Consider the following 20,719-nt stretch of genomic DNA (forward strand, 5'->3'; position numbering starts at 1 on the left):
AAGGTCATAGCCTTCAACCCAGGCCGCCTGCCCGCCCGTCCCGTCGCGGCCGCCCGCTCCCAATCCCACCGGGACGTCAGTCCTTCCGGCAAGAGTCAGAACCTTGGCGACGATCTTGGCCCGGTATTCGGACTTGCCGAAAGTGGTCGTTACAAGCTTGAGGTCCAGCTCCTGGCTCTTGAGCAGCATGACCAGGGCCCAGGTGTCGTCGATGTCGTCGCCGATATCGGTGTCGAGAATGACCGGAGTTCGGACGGGAGCCTGCGCGACCGCGGTTTCTACGCGGCCGCCGGCTCCGTTCGCCGCGAAGGACAAAGCCATCATGCCGACGAGAAGTCTTTGTTTCGCCATGTCTTACTTGCCCTTGAAGAATTCGATTCCATCGACGAAACGAACGTCTAGACGCTTCCCCCGACCGCAAAGAAGGAGAGGGTGAAAAATACGGCCTCCGCGAGCAGGACCCAAAAAGCCGAAAAAAGGCGATCGATGGATTGCTTCCCCCCCGCGGCCGTTTCGCCGAGCGGCTGGGAAACGGACTTGATGATCCTGGGTTCATCCTGACGCGGAATCGAGGCGCTTCGCAGGGCCCCGATCAGCTGATCGACATTTCTTAGGTCTCGCTTGCCCCAGGCCGTAGCGATCCAGATGAAGACGCTCGATCCGTCTTTGAACTTGAGGCCCAGCCCTTTTTCTTCGTTCGCGGCCAGAGCCTGGCTGGCCGCGACGGAACCGTGGCGGCCCCTGTCCAAAACAGCGGAAGCGCTGCTCGCGGCGACCAGCCAGCCCGGCGCCTTGAGAATCAACGGCACAACCAGGCTCATCTCCGAGAATCGAAGGAGCGTTTGACTCTTCCAATTCGAAACGATTATGCCTTCGCCTGTGAGGTCGATCCGGTAGGATGCGTACCAAACCGCGTACCGCAGCAGCTTCAAGCCGGGAAAAACCAGAATCCAGAAAGCCAGGCCGATCAGCAATCCGGTGCCCAGGGAGGCGAGCGATCGGCCGATGGAAAATAACGGGAAAGTCAGGCCGGGTACAAGGAGAATCAGGGAGACGAGATCGATGAAGAAAGCCCGCCAAGCAGGATAACGGATCGCCGTCTGGGGGCGTTTGAGGCCCGGGAGAAAGAGGTAAAGGGCCAGCGCGACGACGAGGATGGGAAGGGCGAATCCACGGCCCGGATGGGCCGAGAGAGAGGGATCGTTGAACCAATTGGCCGCCCCCGAACCGAACCCGGCGTCATGGCTGGATACGCCTTGCACGGGCGCGAAAAAGTACAGCCAGATGGCCATGACCACACCCAAGATGAGAATAACCCGCCGCCAAAGCATCATGGCAATCCTCCTCGTCGGACGGTTCGTCCGCAGGACTCATGGCCGACCAGATGACAGGCTGACTCCCTACGCGCGAGGCTTATCCACCCCGGCCTGATCCGGGAAAAGAACGAAACCGTGTTACGGCTTCGCTCAAAGACCGAGCAAGATCAAGGCGCCGGAGGCGACGGCCAGGATCTCCATGACCAGCGGGAGGCCTTCGAAGTGCAGCTTGAGCAGCGGGATCAGCCCGTTCATGATCAGCCAGATAGCCAACAGGAGAAATCCCATGTTCTTAGTCACTTTCATTTTAGCCATTTTCCCCTCCTCGAAGAATATCCTGATGTTCGAGGGACGGCCGCCGTCGTCGCGGGAAGCCCTCTCCTCATTGGAACAGACTATATCTTAGGCCGGATGTTGCTGTCAAAAAGTGCGGGCCAGGCGACGCGCAGCCCTATCCGCTGAGGCAGAAGAAAAGGGAGGGATTCGACGGCTCATCGGGAGAGGAGTGTTGGAGCTGACCAGGATCGAACTGGCGACCTCTTGAATGCCAAATAATAATCAATCCCGCGCAAGACGAAAACCTTGGTTGTTGCGTTTGAACGAGGGATCGTAGGAAGAGCGATACGGAGCGCGAACGAACCGGGCGTCTGGTTCGAGCCAGGAACTGCCTCGACAAACTCGGAAGGAGCCAGAAGAAGGCCCTTTCGGATTCGTCACCGATCCCGCCGAGTAAGCCCCATACCAGTCCGCACACCACTCCCAGACGTTTCCGAGCATGTCATAAAGGCCAAATCCGTTGGGCGCCTTCTCGCCGACATCGTGTGTCCGGTTTCCCGAATTGTTGCCGTACCAGGCGATCGAATCCAGTTCCCCATACCGGTCCTCCGTCGTACCCGCGCGGCAGGCGTACTCCCACTCCGCCTCCGTCGGAAGCCGGTAGTTCTTTCCTGTTAAAGCGTTCAGCCTTTGGATATACCATTGGACATCGTTCCAAGTCACGAGTTCGATGGGGCGCCCCTCTTCATGATCCGTCGACGGATACGACCCCATCACCGAAAACCACTCCGCCTGCGTTACCTCGAATTTTCCCATCTCGAAGCCGGATAATGTGACCTGATGCACCGGCTTTTCATCTGCAAATGCTTCGCTCGATTCGGAGCCCATCATAAATGTCCCGCCCACAAGGCGGACCATTACAGGTTCTCGAGGGATAATGCTCGCGATCAAGGTCGCTGAGATCTTTGCTGTCTGCCCCACCTGGACCGTAACGGACTGTTCATAAGAACCAAACCCATATAGAACGAGTTTTATCGTGTAATTTCCCGGAGCAATACTAGTCAATGTCGTATTAGTCGCTTTTCCAGTCTCATTTCCATCAAAAAAAATGTTTGCCCCTGGCGGCGTTGATTCTACCTGGATACTTCCGGTCGTTACGCTTGGAACGATCGGCTGATTCGGATCCTTTTTCTTTTTTAAAAGCAGAATCGTTGCGACTACGCCCGCCACCACGATCCCACCCACCAAAAGCCAGGGAAATTTCTTTTTCTTGACCTCGGTTACAGGACTCGACTTCCCGCTAAACGAAACCGGCGAAAATGTTTCTGCTTTTTTCGCTCCAATATTCTTAACTTGCGGCGGAGCGGTCTCGCTTTTTAACGCATCCGTCTGTTCGCCCTTCTTTACAGCGGATTTTGAATCTGTTTGTCCAAAGACCGCGCTATTTGAGGAAACCAATACAACAATAAGCATGACAGCGATAAGATTTCTAAATTTATCCATTGATCTAGCCTCTTAAATGGAGCGGAACTGATAGGTCAAAAGCTTATTGAATCTCGCCGTAATATCAGCCGATCCTTGGGCTCCCGCCGTAAACCGTGACATAAATCCGGCCGAGCGTTCCCGCCCATTTGTAGATATTCAATCCATTGTTTCCATAGACGAACAGCTCTAAGGCGTCATCATAATCCAATGACCCGAGCGTGACGTCCATCGGACCATAGTCGGGTATCATCTTAAGGAGTTGGATCATCGAGAGCGTCGAATCCGCATGTTTCGCAAATTTCAATACGTAAAGATACCTATCGGGATAATCGGCGGCCGTCACGACCTCGGGCCAGCCATCGTCGTCGATATCCCCCGCATCCACCGAGACGGTATATCCACCCAAATTCTCACTCAAGAAGATTTTCGGATATGCGCCGTTCTTATATTTCCAGACGACGAGTTTAGAGCTGTTTCCGCCGGCGATGATCTCAGGCTCGGTATCTCCATCGATGTCCCTGGCGACAGCGCAGTCGATCGTAAACGCTCCTATGGACTCGGTCTCTTTGATGTCCCAGCCATTATTGCCAAGATACTTTAAAACGCTGACCTTCCCGATGCTCGGATGGGCGATCAGAATTTCGTTGCCGGGCTGCCCATCTGCATCACCGATCGAAAGGCTGTAACTTCCTGACGAAAATTCCGGGCTCATCCCAATGCAGTCGAGGGAGCCGGCGGAGGAATATTTATAGATCCAAATTCGATTGGAACGCGCCAATACGAGCTCATCACCCGGTTGGCCATCGACATCTCCAGCAATAATGGCCCTACCGACCGTGGCCGAGGTCGTTTTTTCCAGGGGAATTGTAGAAGAGGGTTGACCCGTCGAACCGTTTTTAAAGAGATATACCGTCGGCGCATAATAATTGACTTTGTTCTTTCCGCTGCCGACGGAGGTCATGACAGTGTTCACAGTCAGAATCTCTTTATCCGGATCGGCGTCAAATTGGCCGATGAGCGCTTGGAAATCATACATTGTCCCGACGGCATTGCTGCCCCACGGGATCGAATAATTACTGTTCGCAAAAGTGATTTGGAAGGTCCGACAAACATCGCCTATTGTGCCGACGATCTGCTTCCCCGGATCATTGAGAAGCGCTAGCGGAGAAAAAGCCGAAATCCGGCAATCAATACAAGGCTGGTCTTTCGGAGCAACCCCCGCCTTCCATTCCACAGACTCGCACATTTTATCGGTGTCGCAGGTCGTCGGGCTCGGTTTTCCCGCCGCTCGCACTTGGTCTTGCGAAGCCCAAGAACTTTTCTGGACAATACTGAATCCCCCGACGGCAAGAGTCAGAACAAGAACGAAGAAAATCACAGACTTCCATGACGCGTGAAAGCGGTTCATTTAGACCTCCCCCCAAGAAATTGTTGACAGCGCAATGATAGAAAAAAAAAAACAATGTCAATGCCTTACTGTCGGCATATCGATTCCTGCCGCAACTTGTCGTTATTCATACGGCCTTTTCCCGGCTGGTCCTTGAACGGGGAGCTCCTCCCGGCTCACCCGGCTCATTCTTATTGACTCCCGAAGCGTTTGCCGCTACAAATGAGCCGTACGCGAAGGAGGAAAACATGGCCAAAATCGAAATCCGTCATGATCCGGGTCTGACCAAGGACAAGCTGCTCGATCTGTTTCAGAAGAAGTTTCAGGGCAAGTACGAGATCTACCCGACCAAAAGCATGATCAACAGGGATTTTGTCGTGAAAAAGAGCGCCCGGTCGGGCATCTTTGTCAAGCTGGACCAGAAATCCGATAAAACCGTCGTCGTCTTCAACAAGGATTGTCCATCGGTGTTCTGGAGGTCTTTTCCGATCCTCCGGATGATGGGCGGAAAAGACGTCAAGGCCGACGTGGAGGCCTTTCTGCAAACCATGGCGGAATCTTAGAAGAAAAACAGGGAGGGAATCGTCAGCGTTCCTGATTGCCCAGCGCGCTACCAGCCAAAGACTCTTGGAATCTACTCCCCTGCCCCCCTACAGAGAGAAACAAGCTCGTCTGAATATTGATGATGACCCTTTGTTGATGCAGGGCTTGCCCAAAACGCTTCCAGCTTTTTTTAAGGACTTACCCACCCTACCCTCCCTAAAATAGGGAGGGAATCGTCAGCGTTTTGGGAAAGGAGTGGTGGAGCTGACCAGGATCGAACTGGCGACCTCTTGAATGCCATTCAAGCGCTCTCCCAACTGAGCTACAGCCCCACCGGGGAAAAGCCCGGCTATATTACTCAAAGCGGCGGGATTCGTCAAGGTCATCCTCATCCAGAAAGCCGGCGAATGTCACCCCGTCGGAGAGAACCCCGATGGAGATGTTCACCGCTTGGCCCTTCGAATATGCGATAGTCTCGATACGATCGGAATCGTATTCCGTGTAATGCGTGACGTAATAGAACATCCCCCCGACTCCGGTCCGGTGCCTGGCCTCGGCATCGTAGGCCGTTTCCTCGTAATGGTACTCATTCAGGGTATAGCCGTAAGTCAGAACCTGGACCTCGATGCCCGAATCCTCCCCGAAGCGGAGTGCGATCCCGACGGCCGGCGTCCGTTTCACTAGCCCGATCTTGCTGACCGTCAGGGATTCGTTTTCTTCGAATTCTTCAAGGTCGACTTTAACTTTAGTCACCGGAAGGGGGAAGAAGTTCGAGAGGTAGATTTGCACCGGGAATCCAATCTCCACGTGCCCCTTGCGGAGGGTCGGCCTTACGCCGAGCCAGATGTCGCCCGTCACAAACGTTTGGACATTTTTCACCGGAGCGAAAGGGTCGGCCCTGGGTATATTGTAGAAGAGGTACCGGGGTAGATTGAAGTTGGTTTCCCAGCCCGGATAAGGCTCGAGCCCGTATTTGGATTGGCTGACAGCCGTGTCGACGCCGAGATTGAACCGGATCCCCGGAACGAGTTTTCTCGGCTCTTCCGCTCCCGCCGTCACAGCCAGGACGAGCGCCAAAATCCCGAGCCAAGCGCCCTTGCGGATGGTGGATTGAAGGCTTACGGAGCTCCCATGATCGCCTGGTATTCGCATGGAAGAGGATGGTATTCCCAAGCCGGGAACGCAGTCAAGGCGCAAGGCCGACTTCCCTCGGCAGGCCTGTTTTCATTATAATCGCGTCGGAGAGGGACCATGAAGCGAGAAGCCGTCGAAAAAGCCAGGGAAAGGGCCGGCCGGATGCTGGATGCCGTCGGAATCGCCATTTCGCCCGCGGAACGAGCGGCGATCGAGGTCGCCGATCTCGGTCTCGGCGACCCGGATCACTACGGCCTCCAGATCGTGATCTACGAGAACAACGACCGCTACTGCGCCAAGGAGCTCATCCTCTTCCCCCGCCAGATCTGCCCGGAGCATCGCCATCCTCATTATGTCTGCCCCGGCGACACGGTTGAGAAGCCGGGCAAGCAGGAGACGTTTCGATGCCGTTGGGGGCACGTCTATCTCTATGTCGCGGGTGAGCCGACGCCTTCCCCGCAGGCGATTATTCCCGAGGGCGACGAGGCCTGCTTCACGGCCTGCCACGAGATCGTCCTCGAACCGGGCGATCAATACACCCTCTCGCCGGAGACGTTGCACTGGTTCCAGGCCGGCGACGAGGGGGCCATCATCAGCGAATTCTCCACCACCAATACCGACGAATACGACGTCTTCACGGACCCCCGGATCAAGCGCCTGCCGGTCTACGAATGAGCGGCGGGGTCATCGAAATCGGCGTTCCGGTCGAGGAGATCGAGGCCCGCCGGGCCCGGGTGGAGAAGGCCAAGCGGTTCGAGCGGCCCGACCGGGTTCCCGTCCTGCCCGCTGTCGCCCATCGCTACCTTATCCCCCAGGTCGGCGTGTCTTTTCGCGAATACTACGCCGATCCAGAGACCATGCTGCGGACCCAGATTCTGGCCCAGAAATGGCTGATGGAAAACATCCGCACGGACGCCCACGACATCACCGGACCCTGGGTCGGCGCCTGGACGGACTTTCAGAACACCTTCGAAGCCGGCAGCCTCGGCGTCCCCATCGTCTTCCCGAATGACGACATCCCCTGGGTCGGCCCCGGCTGGGTCAAGGACGAGACGGACCTGCGGCGGCTCGAAGCGATCAACTATGTTCATACCGGGATCAACGCCCGCCAATTCGAATACCGGCGGGCGATGATGACGGCAGCCGAAAAATATCCGGTGCGATTCCGGGGCGGGCCGGTCTTCTTTCCGGGCGCCGCACCGCACCTGACCCGTACCTCGGACGGCCCCTTCGGCGTTGCCGGCGACCTCATGGGCAACACCGAGCTTTTCCTGGCCTGTGCCGAGCGGCCCGACTTCGTCCGCGAGCTGCTACGGATCGTCGTGGATAAAATGATCGAGTACCTGGACGCCTGCTGGGCCGAGGAAGGGCGGACGGGCCCCCGTGATATCGCCTGGACCGACGACCTGGCGGTCTCGCTGTCGCGGGCCATGTTCGAGGACCTCGCCCTGCCGGCCAATCGGCGCCTACGGGACCATTTCGACGGCTGGGCCATGCTCCATATGTGCGGCCACTCCGATCATCTGCTGGAGACCTTCCGCGACGGATTGCGCATCGACGAGCTGCAGGGCTTCGGCTGGGAAGTCGATCTCGACCGGATCGCCGAGGTCATGGGCGGCCGGGTCGTCCTGCTGGGCAACGTCAACCCGATGCTGATCCGAAGCGGAAGTCCGGACGCGGTCCGCGAAGCAACCCGACGGGTCATCGAGAAGCTGGCCCCGCTCGGCGGGTTCATCGTCCAGGACGGCAACAACATCCCGCCCGGATCGCCGGTCGCGAACATCAACGCCATGATGGAAGCAGCCGAGAGGTACGGCCGGTATGAGTGACCGCAAAGAATTCTTAACCCGCCTCTGGAACCTCGAGAACGACGAGCGGCCGGGATTTCTGATCGGCTACACCGGGCCGCGGCTCAAGGGCGGCACGCCCGTCCGCAGCGCGCTCTTCTCGACTGAGGGCCGGGACACGGTTCGGAAGCGCCTGCTCGACCCCGATAAATTCCTCGAAGCCCAGATCGAGGAGATCCACGGCCAGATGGCGTTCAAGGGCGATCTCGTCCCCGCTCTCTGCCCGACGCTGGGGGTCATCGCCATTCCCTCCGCTTTCGGATGCGAAGTCGTCTGGTGGGAGAACGACTTCCCCTCGGTCCGGCCGCTCGAGGGGGACGACCCTCGCCGCATGCTCGATCTCGCGATTCCGGCCGTCGCCGACGGCGTGCTCGGCCGCATCCTCGCCTATTCGCGCCTGTTTGTCGAACGGCTGGGCGGCCGCTACCCGGTCCGGCTGGCCGACATCCAAGGGCCGCTGGACAACGCCGCTCTCGTCATGGGCCACACCCAGCTCTTCGAGGCCATGCTGACCCATCCGGCCGAGGTTCACCATCTGCTCGGGATGATCACCGACCTCATGATCGCCTTCGCTCGGGCCCAACGGAATCTCGTCCGGAGCCTGGGCGCAGAGTTTGTCCCCAGCGGCTTTCAGCCCTGGATCCCGGACGGGCGGGGCCTCTCGATCGCCAACGACACCGGGGTCATGCTCCCCCCCGCCCTGCACGATGAATTCGCCGTTCCCTATATCAACCGCTTATCCGAGGAGTTCGGCGGCGTCTACATCCACTCCTGCGGCAACTGGACGCATCTCTTTTCGAGTCTGGAAAAAGTGCGGGACTTGCGGGGGCTGGAATTCGGGGCCAGCGAGACGCCGTTTGGCCCAGTGGCGGAGCGCTTTGGCGGCCGCATGGTGCTGGCCTGCCGCGTCGGCCAGCACAAAGACATCCGCTACGACGGCATGGCGGACTACGTGCGAAAGATTATGGCCGCGCGGACGACCAACCGCGGGCTGTTCATCCACGTCGACATCACCAACGGCTTGCTCGACGACTCCTGGCCCGAAACGGACCTCGACGAAATCTACGGGCTTCTCGCCCCCTGACCCGGCCGGCGGCCGGGCCGCCAAAACGAACCGTCATTACTCGTTGACATCGAACGGGAGCCGGGGATATTCTTTGACCATTCAGTCTCAAGGAGGACCGCCATGACCCAATCCAACGTCCCCGCCAGCGTCGCTGCCCGGCTGGTCGGCCGCAACGGCGAATATCTAGGCAACGAATTCTTCATCAAAGGCGACGATTTCCTGATCGGCCGCGCCTTCGAATGCCACCTCATGCTGAACGACGAGATGATCTCGAGCCAGCACGCCCGGATCGTCCGTTCGGGTGAGCATTACGAGCTGCAGGATCTCGGATCGACCAACGGCACCTTCGTCAACGGCGAGAAGATCGCCAAGAAGGTCCTGCGGACGGGCGACAAGCTCATGTTCGGGGCTTTAGAGTTCGAATTCTCGCGTCCGCTCGACGTCAGCCGGACGATGGTGGCGACCCCCGAGGCCATGGCCGAGCTGGCTAAGGCCAAGGCGCATGCCATCCCGGCCGCGGCTCCGGCTCCGGCCCCGGCCGCGGCGATGGAAGTCGTCAAGATCCCCAAGGCGGCCCCAGGCCATCCGCTGGCCGGGCTGATCCCGGGCGTACTGATGGGCCTTCTCATTGCCTACATCGTGCCGCTCCTGGCTGCGGCTTTCCAGTTAAATAAGCTGGGCAATTTGACCGTTACGGGCGTCGGACAATTCTTGAAAAGCTGGGCCGGCACCTTCCCCGGCATGCATACGCATGTCGGATTGGCATCCTTCGACCTGAGCAACATGACCAGCTTGATTGCCCTCATCGGCTTGGCCCTAGGGCCGTTCGTAGGCGGATTCCTCGCCCGCCGCTTGGGCCGCCGCGGTCAGATCGGTACAGCCTTGGCATTTGCCATCAGCTATGCCGTTGTCGCGCTCATCATCCAGATCGCCGTGTTTAAAGCGGCTTTCTCGGATCTGCCCTTGTCCTACCCGGGAATCGTTCGTTCGTTGGGCCCCTGGGGTAATTTCGTAGTCGTCCTGGCGTACTTCGTAGGGGTGGTTTTCGTCATCAGCCTCATCGGGGGGCTTTTCGGCCGAAGCCGCAAATCGGACTAGCCGCGAGACGCGCCTGCGGGAGTAGGGGGGGATCCCGCCCTTCGCCCCCCGGCTATTCTGTATGTGTCTGGGTAATCGATGAGACCTTATGATACGCCGCGGGAATTCGACTGGGTCAGGCGCGCCTTAGGCTGGAAGACGGAAGGGGGCACTCTTCGCTTCGACCTCGAAACGGCCTGGGGCCGGAGCGCCCGACTGTCGTTCCGTTTCATTGCCGTTGATATCGTCCGCTGGACGTTCGTCCCCAAAGGCTCGGCGGAACCCCGCCCGACGGAATCGATACACCCTTCGACCGGCTTCAAGCCGCCGGCCTGGCAGGTTCGGCCTCTGCCGGGCGGCTTAGAGGTCACGGGTCTGCAAGGCGGGCTGAAAATCGATTTCGATCCCTGGGTCATGCGTTTCCTCGACCGCCGCGGCCGGCCCCTGCTGGCCGAAAATCCCGCGGACATGGACGGCCTCGGCCATCCCTTCGTCCCGCCCCTCGGCTTCGTCCGCGACAGCCGTGCCGTCTCCCGGGTGACCCAGTCCTTCAAGCTCGGTCCGGACGAGCATCTCTACGGCCTGGGCGAAAAGTTCACCCGTTTGGACAAGGCCGGCGCCCGGCTCGTCTCCTGGACCCAAGACGCTCTCGGTTCGACCAGCGAACGATCCCACAAGAACGTCCCGTTCCTCTGGAGCACCCGCGGCTGGGGCCTATTCGTCGACGGCGGCGCGCGGATCGCCTGGGACTTGGGCGCCCAAAGCACGCAATCGTTTACCGTGACCGCGGATCAAGGGACGCTGGATGCCTATGCGATCTTCGGTCCCGGGCCGGCCGCGATCCTCAAGCGCTACGCCGACCTCACTGGCTATGCGCCCGTGCCGCCGAAATGGAGCTTCGGGCTTTGGGTGTCGTCGGGCGGGACTTATCGGACCCAGGCCGCCATCGAGGCCCTCGTCGACGGATTGGGAGAGCACGGCATCCCGGCCGGCGTCGTCCACATCGATCCTTGGTGGATGCAGTGGCGGCGATACTGCGATTTCCGTTGGGACCGCGACGCCTTCCCCCACCCCGACAGCCTGATCCGCAAGCTTCACGGCCTCGGGCTCAAGCTCTGCCTCTGGGAGCATCCCTACGTCTCGATCGAGAGCGACTTGTTCGAGCTGGGCAAACGCGAGGGCTTCTTCCTCAAGCGGCCTGACGGCGGAGTTTACGTTATCGACTATGGGCTGTCGCTGGCGCCCCGGCCGGACGGCATCGTGCGGCGGGCCCGGCGCGCGGACTCCTGGAACGCCCGCGTCGCGATTATCGATCTCACCAATCCCGAGGCGCGCCGGTGGTTCAAGGATCTTCACCGGCCGCTGCTCCGGCAAGGCGTCGATGTCTTCAAGACGGACTTCGGGGAGGACATTCCGGCCGACGCCGTCTTCCATGACGGAACGACCGGCGCGACACGGCATAATCTCTACCCGCTCCTCTACAACCAGGCCGTGGACGAGGTGACGCGCGAGGAGCGCGGCTACGGGCTGGTCTGGAGCCGCTCCGGCACGGCCGGAAGCCAGCGCTTTCCCGTGGCCTGGTCGGGCGACCCGGCCGCCGACTGGGACAGCCTGGCGGCCACCATTCGGGGCGGACTGTGCGCCGGGCTCTCCGGCATCCCGTTCTGGAGCCACGATATCGGCGGCTACCGGGGCAAGCCGACGCCCGATCTCTATATCCGCTGGGCCCAGTTCGGGCTGCTCTGCTCACACAGCCGGATGCACGGCGACGGACCGCGCGAGCCGTGGATCTTCGGACCCGACGCTCTGCGGATCGTCCGAAAATTCGTCCGCCTTCGCTATCGGCTTTTCCCGTATCTCTACAGCCTGGCCCATGAGGCGGCGGCGACGGGCCTGCCCGTAATGCGGGCGCTGCCGTTGGCCTTCCCTGATGATCCGAGCGTCCATGGCCACGACCTCGAGTTCATGCTGGGGCCTTGGCTTCTCATCGCCCCCGTCGTCGATCCGTCGGGGACAAGAACCGTCTACCTACCTCACCTGGATACAGCCAAGCAGGGGACAAAAGGCGCCAAGGGCGAAAAGAGAAAAACGGCCCCTTCACCGGAAAACGGCGAGGGCGGCGAGTGGATCGATTATTGGACCGGCGACCGATACGCCGCCGGACAGAGCCTCAAGCTCAAGGTGCCCCTATCGCGCATCCCGATCTTCGTCCGGGCCGGGGCCATTCTGCCGATGATGGCCGACGCCGAGCGGATTCCCGAAGGGCCGATCGAAAAGCTGATTATCCATATCTACGCCGACGCCAAGTCCTCGTTCACGCTTTTAGAGGACGAGGGTCGGACGCGCTTCGATCTCGATCGGCGGGGAAACCATTATGCGTTGGCCGTGAAAGGCTGGCGACCAAAGCACGACCTTAAGATCATCTGGCGATAAAGCTCGTTCGCGGTTTGACCCGCCGGGTGGCCTGTGATAAAAAACCGCTTGAAAGCTCCGCACTTGGATATGCCTAAACGGCTTTTTATCCTTCTGGCGGCATCCGCCGTCGTAGCCATCTCGCTAGCCCACGCCCAACAGAAAACCGATGTTACGCCCGCTCCCTCCTACCGGGAAGACGCGGACTGGAACCGCCGCCATCCGGGCTTGGACACGGACGTCTCCCTTTATCTCAACCAGTGGCGGGATTCGCCGCCTCACGAGGGTCACGGCGGGCTGGTCGAGCGGGAGATTCTCCGGCGGGGCGATCCCTTCAAGCCGGCACAGAAAGGCGCGGTCCTGCGGTTTCTGAAAACCTACAACCAGGCCGAGCTGGCCGGCGGGGCGGAGACGCGGGATTACAGCGATCCTCGCGAGCAGGTTTTTCTATACGTCATGAACGGGCGCGGCACCCTGACGATCAAGGACAAAGCCGTCGCGCTCGAGGACGGATCGGCCGTCGTGATCCCGCCGGGAATCACATATCGACTGAAAAACCCCGGCCTGGCGCCGCTCGAGCTCCTGCTAGCCGCCGAGGAGACACCGGCGGATTTCGTACCGAACCGGACGATCTCCGTCGGACGATGCGGCGATTCCCTGCCGCTGCTGGGGGCCCATTGGGCCCATATCGCCCGGCCGTTCATCTACGACATCGAGCCGAAATTCCGGAACCCCATGGGCTTCGTCCCCGTGTCGATCGACGAGTTCGATATCGCCCAGCCGCACTCGCATCCGGCGGCCGCGGAGGAGATCTGGCTCCAGGTCAAGGGGCGCAGCCTTCTTCTGCTCGGGAACCGGCTTTTCAACCAGGAGCCCGGCGAAGCTTTCCTCGTTCCTCCGAACAATCTGGTTCCGCACAGCTCAATCAACGCCGGCGGTGAGCCGATGCTTTGGCTGTTCTTCGGATGCCGGAAGTGAGAGGAAACCAATGAAACGCGAGCCCGCGCCTTGTGACCGGCGAACGTTCCTCAAAACGGCCGGCTGGGGTATGGTCGGAGCCGGCCTGGCTGGGAGCCCGTTGTGGAGCGGCGCCGGGAGACCCCGGATCGAGGCCGCCGCAAATCCGGCCGCCCGCCCGGCGGTGGGCGCTGCCTCCCGGGTCGCTCTGGTCAAAGGGCGGGATCGGCGCGAGATCATCTTCCAGTCGCTCAAGCTCATCGAGGACGACGTTTGGGCGGCCGTCGACCGGAAGAAGCGCGTCCTGATCAAGCCCAACATGGCCGTGGACAAGAACCCCCTGGCCATCACCCACGTCGACGCCGTGCGGGCGGTCCTGGAATTTCTCAAGCCGCGCTGCACGAAGCCGATCACAGTAGCCGAGTCCGGCGTCCTCAACACCGCGGCCGGCTTCAAGGCCAACGGCTACGAAGCATTGGTCAAGGAATTCGGCGTCTCCCTCGTCGATCTCAACGCCTCGCCTTCGTGGAAGCCCTATTACGTCTTCACCAAAGATCAGGCGCCCCAGCCGATCCGGGTCTACGCCGATTTCGTCGATCCCAACGTCTGCCTCATCTCGCTGGCCCGGATGAAGACCCACGACACCGTGCTCGTCACACTCTCTCTCAAGAACGTGCTGATGGCCGCACCCGTCAACGACTACAAGAAAAGCGACAAGGGCTTTCTCCACGGCGCGGAGAAGTCCCTCAACGACATCATGCACTTCAATCTCTTTCACATGGCCCACCGGGTCTGGCCCGACCTGGCCGTCATCGATGGCTTCGAGTCGATGGAGGGCCACGGCCCGGCCTGGGGAACGCCGCTCGACACGCGGCTGGCCTTGGCCAGCCGCGATCCGCTGGCCGCGGACATCGTCGGCACAAAAATCATGGGCTTTGATTCGTCGCGCATCCTCTACCTCAGGACCATGGCCGAGGCGGGGCTGGGCGCGGGCGATGTGGAAAAAATCCCGATTCTGGGGACGCCGCTCGAGTCGTGCCTTTTCAAGTTCAAGGCCGGCCCAAAGATGACCGAGATCTATCATCTGACATAGAGGGCCGGGCCTGCGCCCACGGCCCCCGAGGAGTGATCATGAAGCAAATCGTTCCCGTTCTGAGCGGAGCCGTCTTGCTGGCCATGGCCCTGGCCTTCGGCCAGGTCCAGTCGAAGCTCACCGTCGAGCCCGACCCGTCATTCGCCGAAGACGCGCTGTCCAATCACCGCCACCCCGGCCTGGACACGGACGTCTACCTCTACATCAACCACTGGCGCAACTCCGTGCCTTACGAGGGCCACGGCGGCTTCATCGAGCGTGACATCCTGACGCCCGGCGACCCGCTCGCCCCGCCCAGGCGCGGAGCGGTGCTGAAATACATCAAGGCCTACAAGCGGGCGGCCCTGGAGCCCCGCACCAACTCCCGGCCTTTCAAGAGTGCCGACGAACAGGTCTTCCTCTACGTCAACGGCGGCTCGGGCAAGGTCGAATCGGCGGGCCAATCGAAGGAGATCAGCGACGGCACGGCCGTCTTTATCCCGGCCGGCGTCGAGTTCCGCGTCCTCAACCCGAGCGATTGCTTCCTGGAGGCGATCATGGTCGTCGAGGGGACGACACCCGGCTTCGTCCCGAACAAGACGATTTCCGTCGGGGACTACCATAACTCCGTACCGAGCATCGGCATGCACTGGGCCCACATCGGGCGCGGCTTCGGCTGGGACACGCCGCCCAAGTTTGCCAACCCGGTGGGCTTCGCCATCGTCTCCATCGACAAGTTCGACATCGCCCAGCCGCACGTCCACGGCCCCGGCTGCGAAGAGATCTGGTGCCAGCTCAAGGGCACAAGCCTCTTGTTGCTCGGCAACCGTCTCTTCCACCAGGAGCCGGGCGAGGCCTTCCTGATCCCGCCGAACCGGAAAGTCCCCCACAGCTCCATCAACGCCACGGACGAGCCTATGCTCTGGCTGTACATGGGCAATCGCCACGACCAGGCCAAGTAAAGGAACGATCCGATGAGAAAACAGCGAACGATCACTGCATCCATCCTGGCGGTCCTGCTGGCCGCCTTCGTGCTGGCCGCACTCCCCGCCTGCGCCAAGAAGCCAGCTTGGGCGGCCAAGAACGATAAACTGATCACCGAGAAAAATATCGTCGTCCGCACCCGCGGCGACATCCCTTCGCGCGGGGCGGTCCCGAACCTGGCCGACGGCGTCATGACGACCCTGGCCTCGCTCCCCGAGGTCCTTTTGGCGCCCGGCGTCAAAGCCAAGATGTACTGGGCCAAGGGCAATCTCGTTGCCTGGCTGACCCTCGATCCGGGCGCCTCGCTTCCCAAGGAGACCCTCCCAGCCGAGCGGATCATGGTCGTCATGAAAGGCGCGGTCAGCCAGTTCCTCGGAGGAGCGAACGTCGAAATGCGGGCCGAGACGCGCGAAGACCCCGACGGCACCCACGGCCGGACACCGCGTAACGACCTCCTGCTCCTGGAGAAAGGCACCGAGAACGCCGTGCAAGCCGGTGTCGCGGGGGCCGAGATCGTCGAAGTCTACTGGCCGGTGCGGGCCGATTATTTGGCCAAGGCTGGGGTCGCGGACGCTCCCCCGGCTCCGGACGTCCAATTCCCGATCGCGCCCACGGTGACGCCCGGGACGGTCTACGACCTGAACGACATTCAATTCACCGAGCTTCAGCCCGGGGCCAATTCCCGCCTGATCGGCGGGCACGGCGCGCAATTGAGCTTCCTGCGCATGGACCCGGGGATGAACTTCGCCGCCCACCTCCATCCCGAGGCGCAATTGATGTGCGTCCTGCGCGGAGCCATGGACGAGCTCATCCTGGACGCCACGGTGCCGATGAAGACGGGCGATCTGCTTTACCTGCCGGCAACGATGGTCCACGGCGGGGCGGTCGGCGAAGTCGGCTGCGACGTCCTCGACGTCTTCTTCCCGCCGCGGCCGGATTACACGGCCAAGAAGGAAGCGCGCGACGCGGCCTTCCACGCCGTCATCCCCGCCTCGGCCGAGGTCGAGCTCTTCGTGGACGGGAGCAAGAGCGGCCCTGGCTTGACCTTCAACGAAGGCCCCAAATGGCTTGCCGGCAAGCTCTATGTCTCGAGCATGTTCTTCGACCAGAAATGGAACGGGAGCCCGGCCAAGAGCAAGACGGTCGAGGTCGATCCGGACGGAACCTACCGCGTGATCTCGAAAGGCTTGCAGACCAACGGGCTGATGCCGCTCCCCAACGGCAACCTGGCCGTCTGCGACATGTTCGGCCACCGGGTTGTTGAGATGACCGTCAAGGGCAAGATCGTCAAGACGCTGGCCTCGACTTTCGAGGGCAAGCCGATCGACGGCCCCAATGACATCGTCACGGACGCCAAGGGCGGGATCTATTTCACCGACCCGCAGTTCACGCCCGAAGCCAAGAAGTTCCAGCCCGGACGGGCCGTTTATTACATCCGGCCCGACGGAAAGCTCGTCCGGATCATCCCGCCCAACGACTTCGCCATGCCCAACGGCATCCTGCTCAGCCCGGACGGCAAGACCCTCTACGTCAACAACACCTACGACAACGAGTCGTTCTGGAACGTGGACTCGGACAAGGACAATTGGATCTGGGCCTTTGACGTCAAGGACGACGGCGGTGTCGCGAATCCGCGCAAATTCGCCCTGCTCGTCCTGACGCCCGAAGTCGTCGCCCGCAAGGGCCGGTCGAGCGGCGCGGACGGCATGACCATCGACGCGAACGGCGGCCTCTATGTGGCCACCTACATGGGCGTCCAGGTGTTCAGCGCCAAGGGCGAATTCCTCGGGATCATCAACACACCCGTCTATCCGGTTAGTTGCTGCTTTGGCGGCGACGACATGCAGACGCTTTTCATCGTCGGCTACGACAAGATCTTTAAGGTCCAGACGGCCGTCAAGGGCCTGAAGTACGGGCCGAAATAAACCCGGACGGGAGGATGAACATGGCCGATCGTTTTGCACTCCAACGCCGGGATTTCCTGAAGCGAATGGGCGGCGCCATCGGCGCGGCGGCGCTGGGAGGGAAAGCCTTGCTGACCCCGCTTCGAGCGGACGCGGCCGAGCCGGGACGGCCTGACGACCCTTACGGGCAAATCCATTTTCCCATCAACCGACTGGGCCAGGCCGCCCCCCAGGCCCGGGTTTCGCTGGTCAAAGGGGAAGGCCGCTACCAGATCGTGACCCGCTCGCTCGAGCTGATCAAGGACGAGATCCTGGGCTCGATCGGGAATAAAAAAGTCCTGATCAAGCCCAACATCGTCCTGGCCGACTGCGCCGCCTGCGTCACCCACGTCGATGCGATCCGGGCCGTTCTGGATTTCATCAGCCCCGTCGTCAAAAGCCAGATCCTGATCGCGGAATCCAGCTTCCACAACACCATGGAGGGATTCCGCTACAACAACTACCAGCGGCTGGAGAAGGAATACAACGCCCGCCTCTTCGACCTCAACACGGACGGCTTCCAGAACCGCTATGTCCTGGGGCTGGACAACAAGCCCTCGCGCATCCGGATCGTCAACTCGCTCCTGGATCCCGACCTCTACGTCATTTCGGTGGCCCGGATGAAGACCCACAACTACGTCTTTGTCACCCTGTCGATCAAGAACGTCATCATGGCCTCACCCCTCAACGACTACAAGGTCAACGACAAGGGCCTGATGCACCAGGCGGCCCCGGCCCGGAACGACCTGCTGCACTACAACATGTTCCACATCGGGCAGGAGGTCTTCCCCGATCTGGCCATCATCGACGGCTACGTCGGCATCGAGGGCAACGGCCCGGCCTGGGGCGCGCCCATCGCCTCGCGGGTGGCCCTGGCCAGCCTGGACGCCGTGGCGGCCGACGTCACCGGAACCCGGGTCATGGGCTTCGATCCCCGCATCGTCAACTACTTGAACGTCATGGCCGAAGCCGGGATGGGCCAGGGCAACCCCGACAAGATCGAGCTTCTGGGGACGCCGCTCGAAAAGTGCATCATGAAATACAAGCCCAACGAGAAGATGGCGGAGCTCTACAAGCTATGAGCGCCGAGGCCAAGCCCGCCGGCCGTTGGAGGCGGTTCTATGCCAAGTACAATTTCACCCTCTGGGTGCTGATATTCGTGGCCGCGTCCATGCTCCGGCCGGCGATCTTCCGGTCCTGGTTCGGGACGGACCTCAAAATCCTCATCGTCCCGCTCATCCAGATCATCACCTTCGGCGTCGGCACGACGCTCAGCGGCAAGGATTTCAAGAACGTTTTGGCCATGCCGGGACCGGTTCTGCTCGGGATTTTCCTGCAGTTCACGATCATGCCCCTGGTCGGCTACACGATCGCTATGACCTTCGGCTTTCCGCCGGAGGTGGCGGCCGGCATCATCCTGATCGGGTCGGTCTCCAGCGGCGTCGCCTCCAACGTCATGACCTACCTGGCCGGGGGCAACGTGCCCCTGTCGGTAACCATCACCTCGGGGACGACCCTGCTCTCGCCGTTCGTGACACCCTTCTGGATGAAGACGCTGGCCGGGCGGCTCATCCCCGTCGACGTCACGGCCATGATGATGTCCATCTTCAATATGATCATCATCCCCATCGTGGCCGGCCTCGCCGCCCACGGAATCCTCTACGGCCGGAAGAGATGGACCCGGGAGGTGGGGACGCTGGCGCTGGCCAGCGCCGCTTTTCTGGCTGCGGGCTCGGCCGTCCTCCGAGCGCCGGGCGATTGGTGGGGCGCACTGTCGCCGCTCCGCTCCGGCCTCATCCTCGGCTTCGCCCTTCTGGCCCTGTCCACCTTGGCCAAGCTCGTCATCACGGTCTGGCTGCGCGGGCCCGAGCGGTGGATGGACAAGGCCTTGCCGGTCATCTCCATGGCCGCCATCTGCCTCATCATCGCCGTCATCACCGCCCAGTCGCGCGATCAGCTCCTCTCGGTCGGCCCGCTTCTCATCCTGGCCGCGATCGTCCACAACGGGGCGGGATACAGCCTCGGCTACTGGGGCGCGCGCCTGGCCCGCCTGGATGAGAGCGCCTGCCGGGCCGTGGCCATGGAGGTTGGGATGCAGAACGGAGGCATGGCCTCGGGCCTGGCCATCGACGTGCTCAAGAGCACCAGCGCCGCCCTCGCCCCGGCCATCTTCGGCCCGTGGATGAATGTGTCCGGATCGCTGCTGGCCGGCTGGTGGCGGCGGCGGCCGGTCAAGCCGCGGGCCGCGGCGAAAGCCTAAAGGAGGCTCGACCATGAACAACGACAAATCCATTTCGCGGCGCGCGGCTCTTCGAAACACGGCCCTGATGGGAGCGGGCGCGGCCCTCGGCGCGGCCGCGCTTCCCGCCCGGCTGGAGGCCGGACCGGCCAAGGCCGACGTCCTGGCCGTGATCGGCGACCGCTGGCACAGCTTCGACTTCCTCCGGACCGCTTTCACCCGAACGCTGGTCAAGGAAGGCGGCGCGACTGTAGAGTTCGCGCCCGCGCCCTCCGATTTCGACGCGGCAAGGCTCGCCGGGCACAAGATCCTGCTCATGCTCTGCGACGGCCTGGCTTTCCCCGGCGGGTATACGACCACGTATCCATTCATGGAGCCGGACAAGGTCAAGATCGTCAGCGATCCGCCCGTCGAGGGGCTGGACGAGACGGCCGTCAATTGGCTCGCACCCGCGCAGGGCAAAGTCATCCGCGAATTCGTCGAGGGAGGCGGGTCGGCCTGGTTTTTCCACAACGCCAACTACATCTCCGGCGGCAACATTGATTTCCGCCATGTCGAGGGCGCGCTGTTCACCGGGCACACGGGCTTTCGCCCCTACAAGATGAAGATCGTCGCCGATCATCCCATCACCCGCGGGGTTAAGGATTTCGTGGTCACCGAAGAACAGCACTATCTCATCTATGACAAGGACCCCAAGACGGTCCTAGTCCGCAGCGTCAACGAGGAAGGGCTGACCTACAAGACGGAAAAGTATGGCGACCAGGGCGCGACGTGCGAGGCCTGCTGGGCTTACGACCTGGGCAAAGGGCGGGTCTGCTACATGGCCCCCGGGCACACCATCCCCGGCCTGTGGAACCCCGAATACATCAAGCTGCAGAAGAACGCCCTGCGCTGGCTGCTGCGCAAGTCGTGAAGCGGCCGGGGCGGACTCGCCTCCGGCAAAAGTGTGTTATTTTCTAATTAATCCCACTCCGGAATAGA

19 protein-coding genes and 1 tRNA gene are annotated in these 20,719 nt (G+C 61.4%); 13 read left to right on the forward strand and 7 right to left on the reverse strand.

Features of this window, described 5'->3' with window-relative positions:
• The 5 genes from NTZ26_09090 to NTZ26_09110 all read right to left on the reverse strand — a co-directional run.
• A partial coding sequence (locus tag NTZ26_09090; protein ID MCX6560659.1) for a nucleoside hydrolase occupies window positions 1-351 on the reverse strand: 351 nt, incomplete at its 3' end.
• Window positions 352-398: 47 nt separating this feature from the next.
• Window positions 399-1,334, reverse strand: a complete 936-nt coding sequence (locus tag NTZ26_09095; GenBank protein MCX6560660.1) for a hypothetical protein — start codon at window positions 1,332-1,334, stop codon at window positions 399-401.
• A 132-nt stretch (window positions 1,335-1,466) separates the two neighbouring features.
• Window positions 1,467-1,631, reverse strand: a complete 165-nt coding sequence (locus NTZ26_09100; GenBank protein MCX6560661.1) for a hypothetical protein — start codon at window positions 1,629-1,631, stop codon at window positions 1,467-1,469.
• Between the two features lie 243 nt (window positions 1,632-1,874).
• Complete coding sequence (locus NTZ26_09105) at window positions 1,875-3,095, reverse strand: SUMF1/EgtB/PvdO family nonheme iron enzyme (protein MCX6560662.1); 1,221 nt, start codon at window positions 3,093-3,095, stop codon at window positions 1,875-1,877.
• 64 nt (window positions 3,096-3,159) lie between these two features.
• On the reverse strand, window positions 3,160-4,485 hold the full coding sequence (locus NTZ26_09110) for a VCBS repeat-containing protein (GenBank protein ID MCX6560663.1): 1,326 nt from the start codon (window positions 4,483-4,485) through the stop codon (window positions 3,160-3,162).
• Between the two features lie 227 nt (window positions 4,486-4,712).
• On the opposite strand from NTZ26_09110, the gene NTZ26_09115 reads away from it, so the two are divergent.
• Window positions 4,713-5,027 carry a hypothetical protein gene (locus NTZ26_09115; GenBank protein MCX6560664.1) on the forward strand — a complete coding sequence of 105 codons (315 nt, stop codon included), beginning with the start codon at window positions 4,713-4,715 and terminating at the stop codon, window positions 5,025-5,027.
• Window positions 5,028-5,263: 236 nt separating this feature from the next.
• Here NTZ26_09115 and NTZ26_09120 read toward each other — a convergent pair.
• Together NTZ26_09120 and NTZ26_09125 are read right to left on the reverse strand one after the other, a co-directional pair.
• A tRNA-Ala gene (locus NTZ26_09120) sits at window positions 5,264-5,339 on the reverse strand.
• Between the two features lie 22 nt (window positions 5,340-5,361).
• Window positions 5,362-6,159, reverse strand: a complete 798-nt coding sequence (locus tag NTZ26_09125; GenBank protein ID MCX6560665.1) for a hypothetical protein — start codon at window positions 6,157-6,159, stop codon at window positions 5,362-5,364.
• Window positions 6,160-6,303: 144 nt separating this feature from the next.
• Here NTZ26_09125 and NTZ26_09130 point away from each other — a divergent pair, with 144 nt between their 5' ends.
• The 12 genes from NTZ26_09130 to NTZ26_09185 all read left to right on the forward strand — a co-directional run bounded on the left by NTZ26_09130 (window position 6,304) and on the right by NTZ26_09185 (window position 20,651).
• The gene (locus NTZ26_09130; GenBank protein ID MCX6560666.1) at window positions 6,304-6,816 is read left to right on the forward strand and encodes a D-lyxose/D-mannose family sugar isomerase; all 513 of its coding nucleotides are present in this window, start codon (window positions 6,304-6,306) and stop codon (window positions 6,814-6,816) included.
• Window positions 6,813-7,970 (forward strand): hypothetical protein, encoded by a 1,158-nt coding sequence (locus NTZ26_09135; GenBank protein ID MCX6560667.1) that lies wholly within the window; start codon window positions 6,813-6,815, stop codon window positions 7,968-7,970. The genes NTZ26_09130 and NTZ26_09135 overlap by 4 nt, the downstream gene beginning before the upstream one ends.
• Window positions 7,963-9,072, forward strand: coding sequence for a hypothetical protein (locus tag NTZ26_09140; GenBank protein ID MCX6560668.1), 1,110 nt, complete (start codon window positions 7,963-7,965; stop codon window positions 9,070-9,072). Before NTZ26_09135 ends, NTZ26_09140 begins: the two co-directional genes overlap by 8 nt.
• A gap of 102 nt (window positions 9,073-9,174) precedes the next feature.
• A complete protein-coding gene (locus NTZ26_09145) occupies window positions 9,175-10,152 on the forward strand; it encodes an FHA domain-containing protein (GenBank protein MCX6560669.1) in 978 nt (325 codons plus the stop codon).
• Between the two features lie 78 nt (window positions 10,153-10,230).
• Window positions 10,231-12,564, forward strand: coding sequence for an alpha-xylosidase (locus NTZ26_09150; protein MCX6560670.1), 2,334 nt, complete (start codon window positions 10,231-10,233; stop codon window positions 12,562-12,564).
• Between the two features lie 69 nt (window positions 12,565-12,633).
• Window positions 12,634-13,521, forward strand: coding sequence for a cupin domain-containing protein (locus tag NTZ26_09155; protein MCX6560671.1), 888 nt, complete (start codon window positions 12,634-12,636; stop codon window positions 13,519-13,521).
• Window positions 13,522-13,531: 10 nt separating this feature from the next.
• Entirely contained in the window at window positions 13,532-14,593 is a 1,062-nt protein-coding gene (locus NTZ26_09160; protein MCX6560672.1) for a DUF362 domain-containing protein, read from the forward strand.
• A 38-nt stretch (window positions 14,594-14,631) separates the two neighbouring features.
• Window positions 14,632-15,534: a cupin domain-containing protein gene (locus tag NTZ26_09165; GenBank protein MCX6560673.1), complete on the forward strand. Its 903-nt coding sequence runs from the start codon at window positions 14,632-14,634 to the stop codon at window positions 15,532-15,534.
• Between the two features lie 12 nt (window positions 15,535-15,546).
• Window positions 15,547-17,481, forward strand: coding sequence for an SMP-30/gluconolactonase/LRE family protein (locus NTZ26_09170; protein ID MCX6560674.1), 1,935 nt, complete (start codon window positions 15,547-15,549; stop codon window positions 17,479-17,481).
• 20 nt (window positions 17,482-17,501) lie between these two features.
• Window positions 17,502-18,581 carry a DUF362 domain-containing protein gene (locus NTZ26_09175; protein MCX6560675.1) on the forward strand — a complete coding sequence of 360 codons (1,080 nt, stop codon included), beginning with the start codon at window positions 17,502-17,504 and terminating at the stop codon, window positions 18,579-18,581.
• Window positions 18,578-19,759, forward strand: a complete 1,182-nt coding sequence (locus NTZ26_09180) for a bile acid:sodium symporter family protein (GenBank protein ID MCX6560676.1) — start codon at window positions 18,578-18,580, stop codon at window positions 19,757-19,759. The genes NTZ26_09175 and NTZ26_09180 overlap by 4 nt, the downstream gene beginning before the upstream one ends.
• Window positions 19,760-19,772: 13 nt before the next feature.
• Window positions 19,773-20,651, forward strand: coding sequence for a ThuA domain-containing protein (locus NTZ26_09185; GenBank protein ID MCX6560677.1), 879 nt, complete (start codon window positions 19,773-19,775; stop codon window positions 20,649-20,651).
• The last annotated feature ends 68 nt before the right edge of the window (window positions 20,652-20,719 follow it).

Source organism: Candidatus Aminicenantes bacterium, assembly GCA_026393855.1.
Lineage (GTDB): Bacteria > Acidobacteriota > Aminicenantia > Aminicenantales > UBA4085 > UBA4085.

Bases quoted from the DNA above. Each gene is read 5' to 3' on its own strand.
- NTZ26_09095 (MCX6560660.1), bottom strand. From the start codon at position 1,334: ATGATGCTTTGGCGGCGGGTTATTCTCATCTTGGGTGTGGTCATGGCC.
- NTZ26_09100 (MCX6560661.1), bottom strand. From the start codon at position 1,631: ATGGCTAAAATGAAAGTGACTAAGAACATGGGATTTCTCCTGTTGGCT.
- NTZ26_09105 (MCX6560662.1), bottom strand. From the start codon at position 3,095: ATGGATAAATTTAGAAATCTTATCGCTGTCATGCTTATTGTTGTATTG.
- NTZ26_09110 (MCX6560663.1), bottom strand. From the start codon at position 4,485: ATGAACCGCTTTCACGCGTCATGGAAGTCTGTGATTTTCTTCGTTCTT.
- NTZ26_09115 (MCX6560664.1), top strand. From the start codon at position 4,713: ATGGCCAAAATCGAAATCCGTCATGATCCGGGTCTGACCAAGGACAAG.
- NTZ26_09125 (MCX6560665.1), bottom strand. From the start codon at position 6,159: ATGCGAATACCAGGCGATCATGGGAGCTCCGTAAGCCTTCAATCCACC.
- NTZ26_09130 (MCX6560666.1), top strand. From the start codon at position 6,304: ATGCTGGATGCCGTCGGAATCGCCATTTCGCCCGCGGAACGAGCGGCG.
- NTZ26_09135 (MCX6560667.1), top strand. From the start codon at position 6,813: ATGAGCGGCGGGGTCATCGAAATCGGCGTTCCGGTCGAGGAGATCGAG.
- NTZ26_09140 (MCX6560668.1), top strand. From the start codon at position 7,963: ATGAGTGACCGCAAAGAATTCTTAACCCGCCTCTGGAACCTCGAGAAC.
- NTZ26_09145 (MCX6560669.1), top strand. From the start codon at position 9,175: ATGACCCAATCCAACGTCCCCGCCAGCGTCGCTGCCCGGCTGGTCGGC.
- NTZ26_09150 (MCX6560670.1), top strand. From the start codon at position 10,231: ATGAGACCTTATGATACGCCGCGGGAATTCGACTGGGTCAGGCGCGCC.
- NTZ26_09155 (MCX6560671.1), top strand. From the start codon at position 12,634: ATGCCTAAACGGCTTTTTATCCTTCTGGCGGCATCCGCCGTCGTAGCC.
- NTZ26_09160 (MCX6560672.1), top strand. From the start codon at position 13,532: ATGAAACGCGAGCCCGCGCCTTGTGACCGGCGAACGTTCCTCAAAACG.
- NTZ26_09165 (MCX6560673.1), top strand. From the start codon at position 14,632: ATGAAGCAAATCGTTCCCGTTCTGAGCGGAGCCGTCTTGCTGGCCATG.
- NTZ26_09170 (MCX6560674.1), top strand. From the start codon at position 15,547: ATGAGAAAACAGCGAACGATCACTGCATCCATCCTGGCGGTCCTGCTG.
- NTZ26_09175 (MCX6560675.1), top strand. From the start codon at position 17,502: ATGGCCGATCGTTTTGCACTCCAACGCCGGGATTTCCTGAAGCGAATG.
- NTZ26_09180 (MCX6560676.1), top strand. From the start codon at position 18,578: ATGAGCGCCGAGGCCAAGCCCGCCGGCCGTTGGAGGCGGTTCTATGCC.
- NTZ26_09185 (MCX6560677.1), top strand. From the start codon at position 19,773: ATGAACAACGACAAATCCATTTCGCGGCGCGCGGCTCTTCGAAACACG.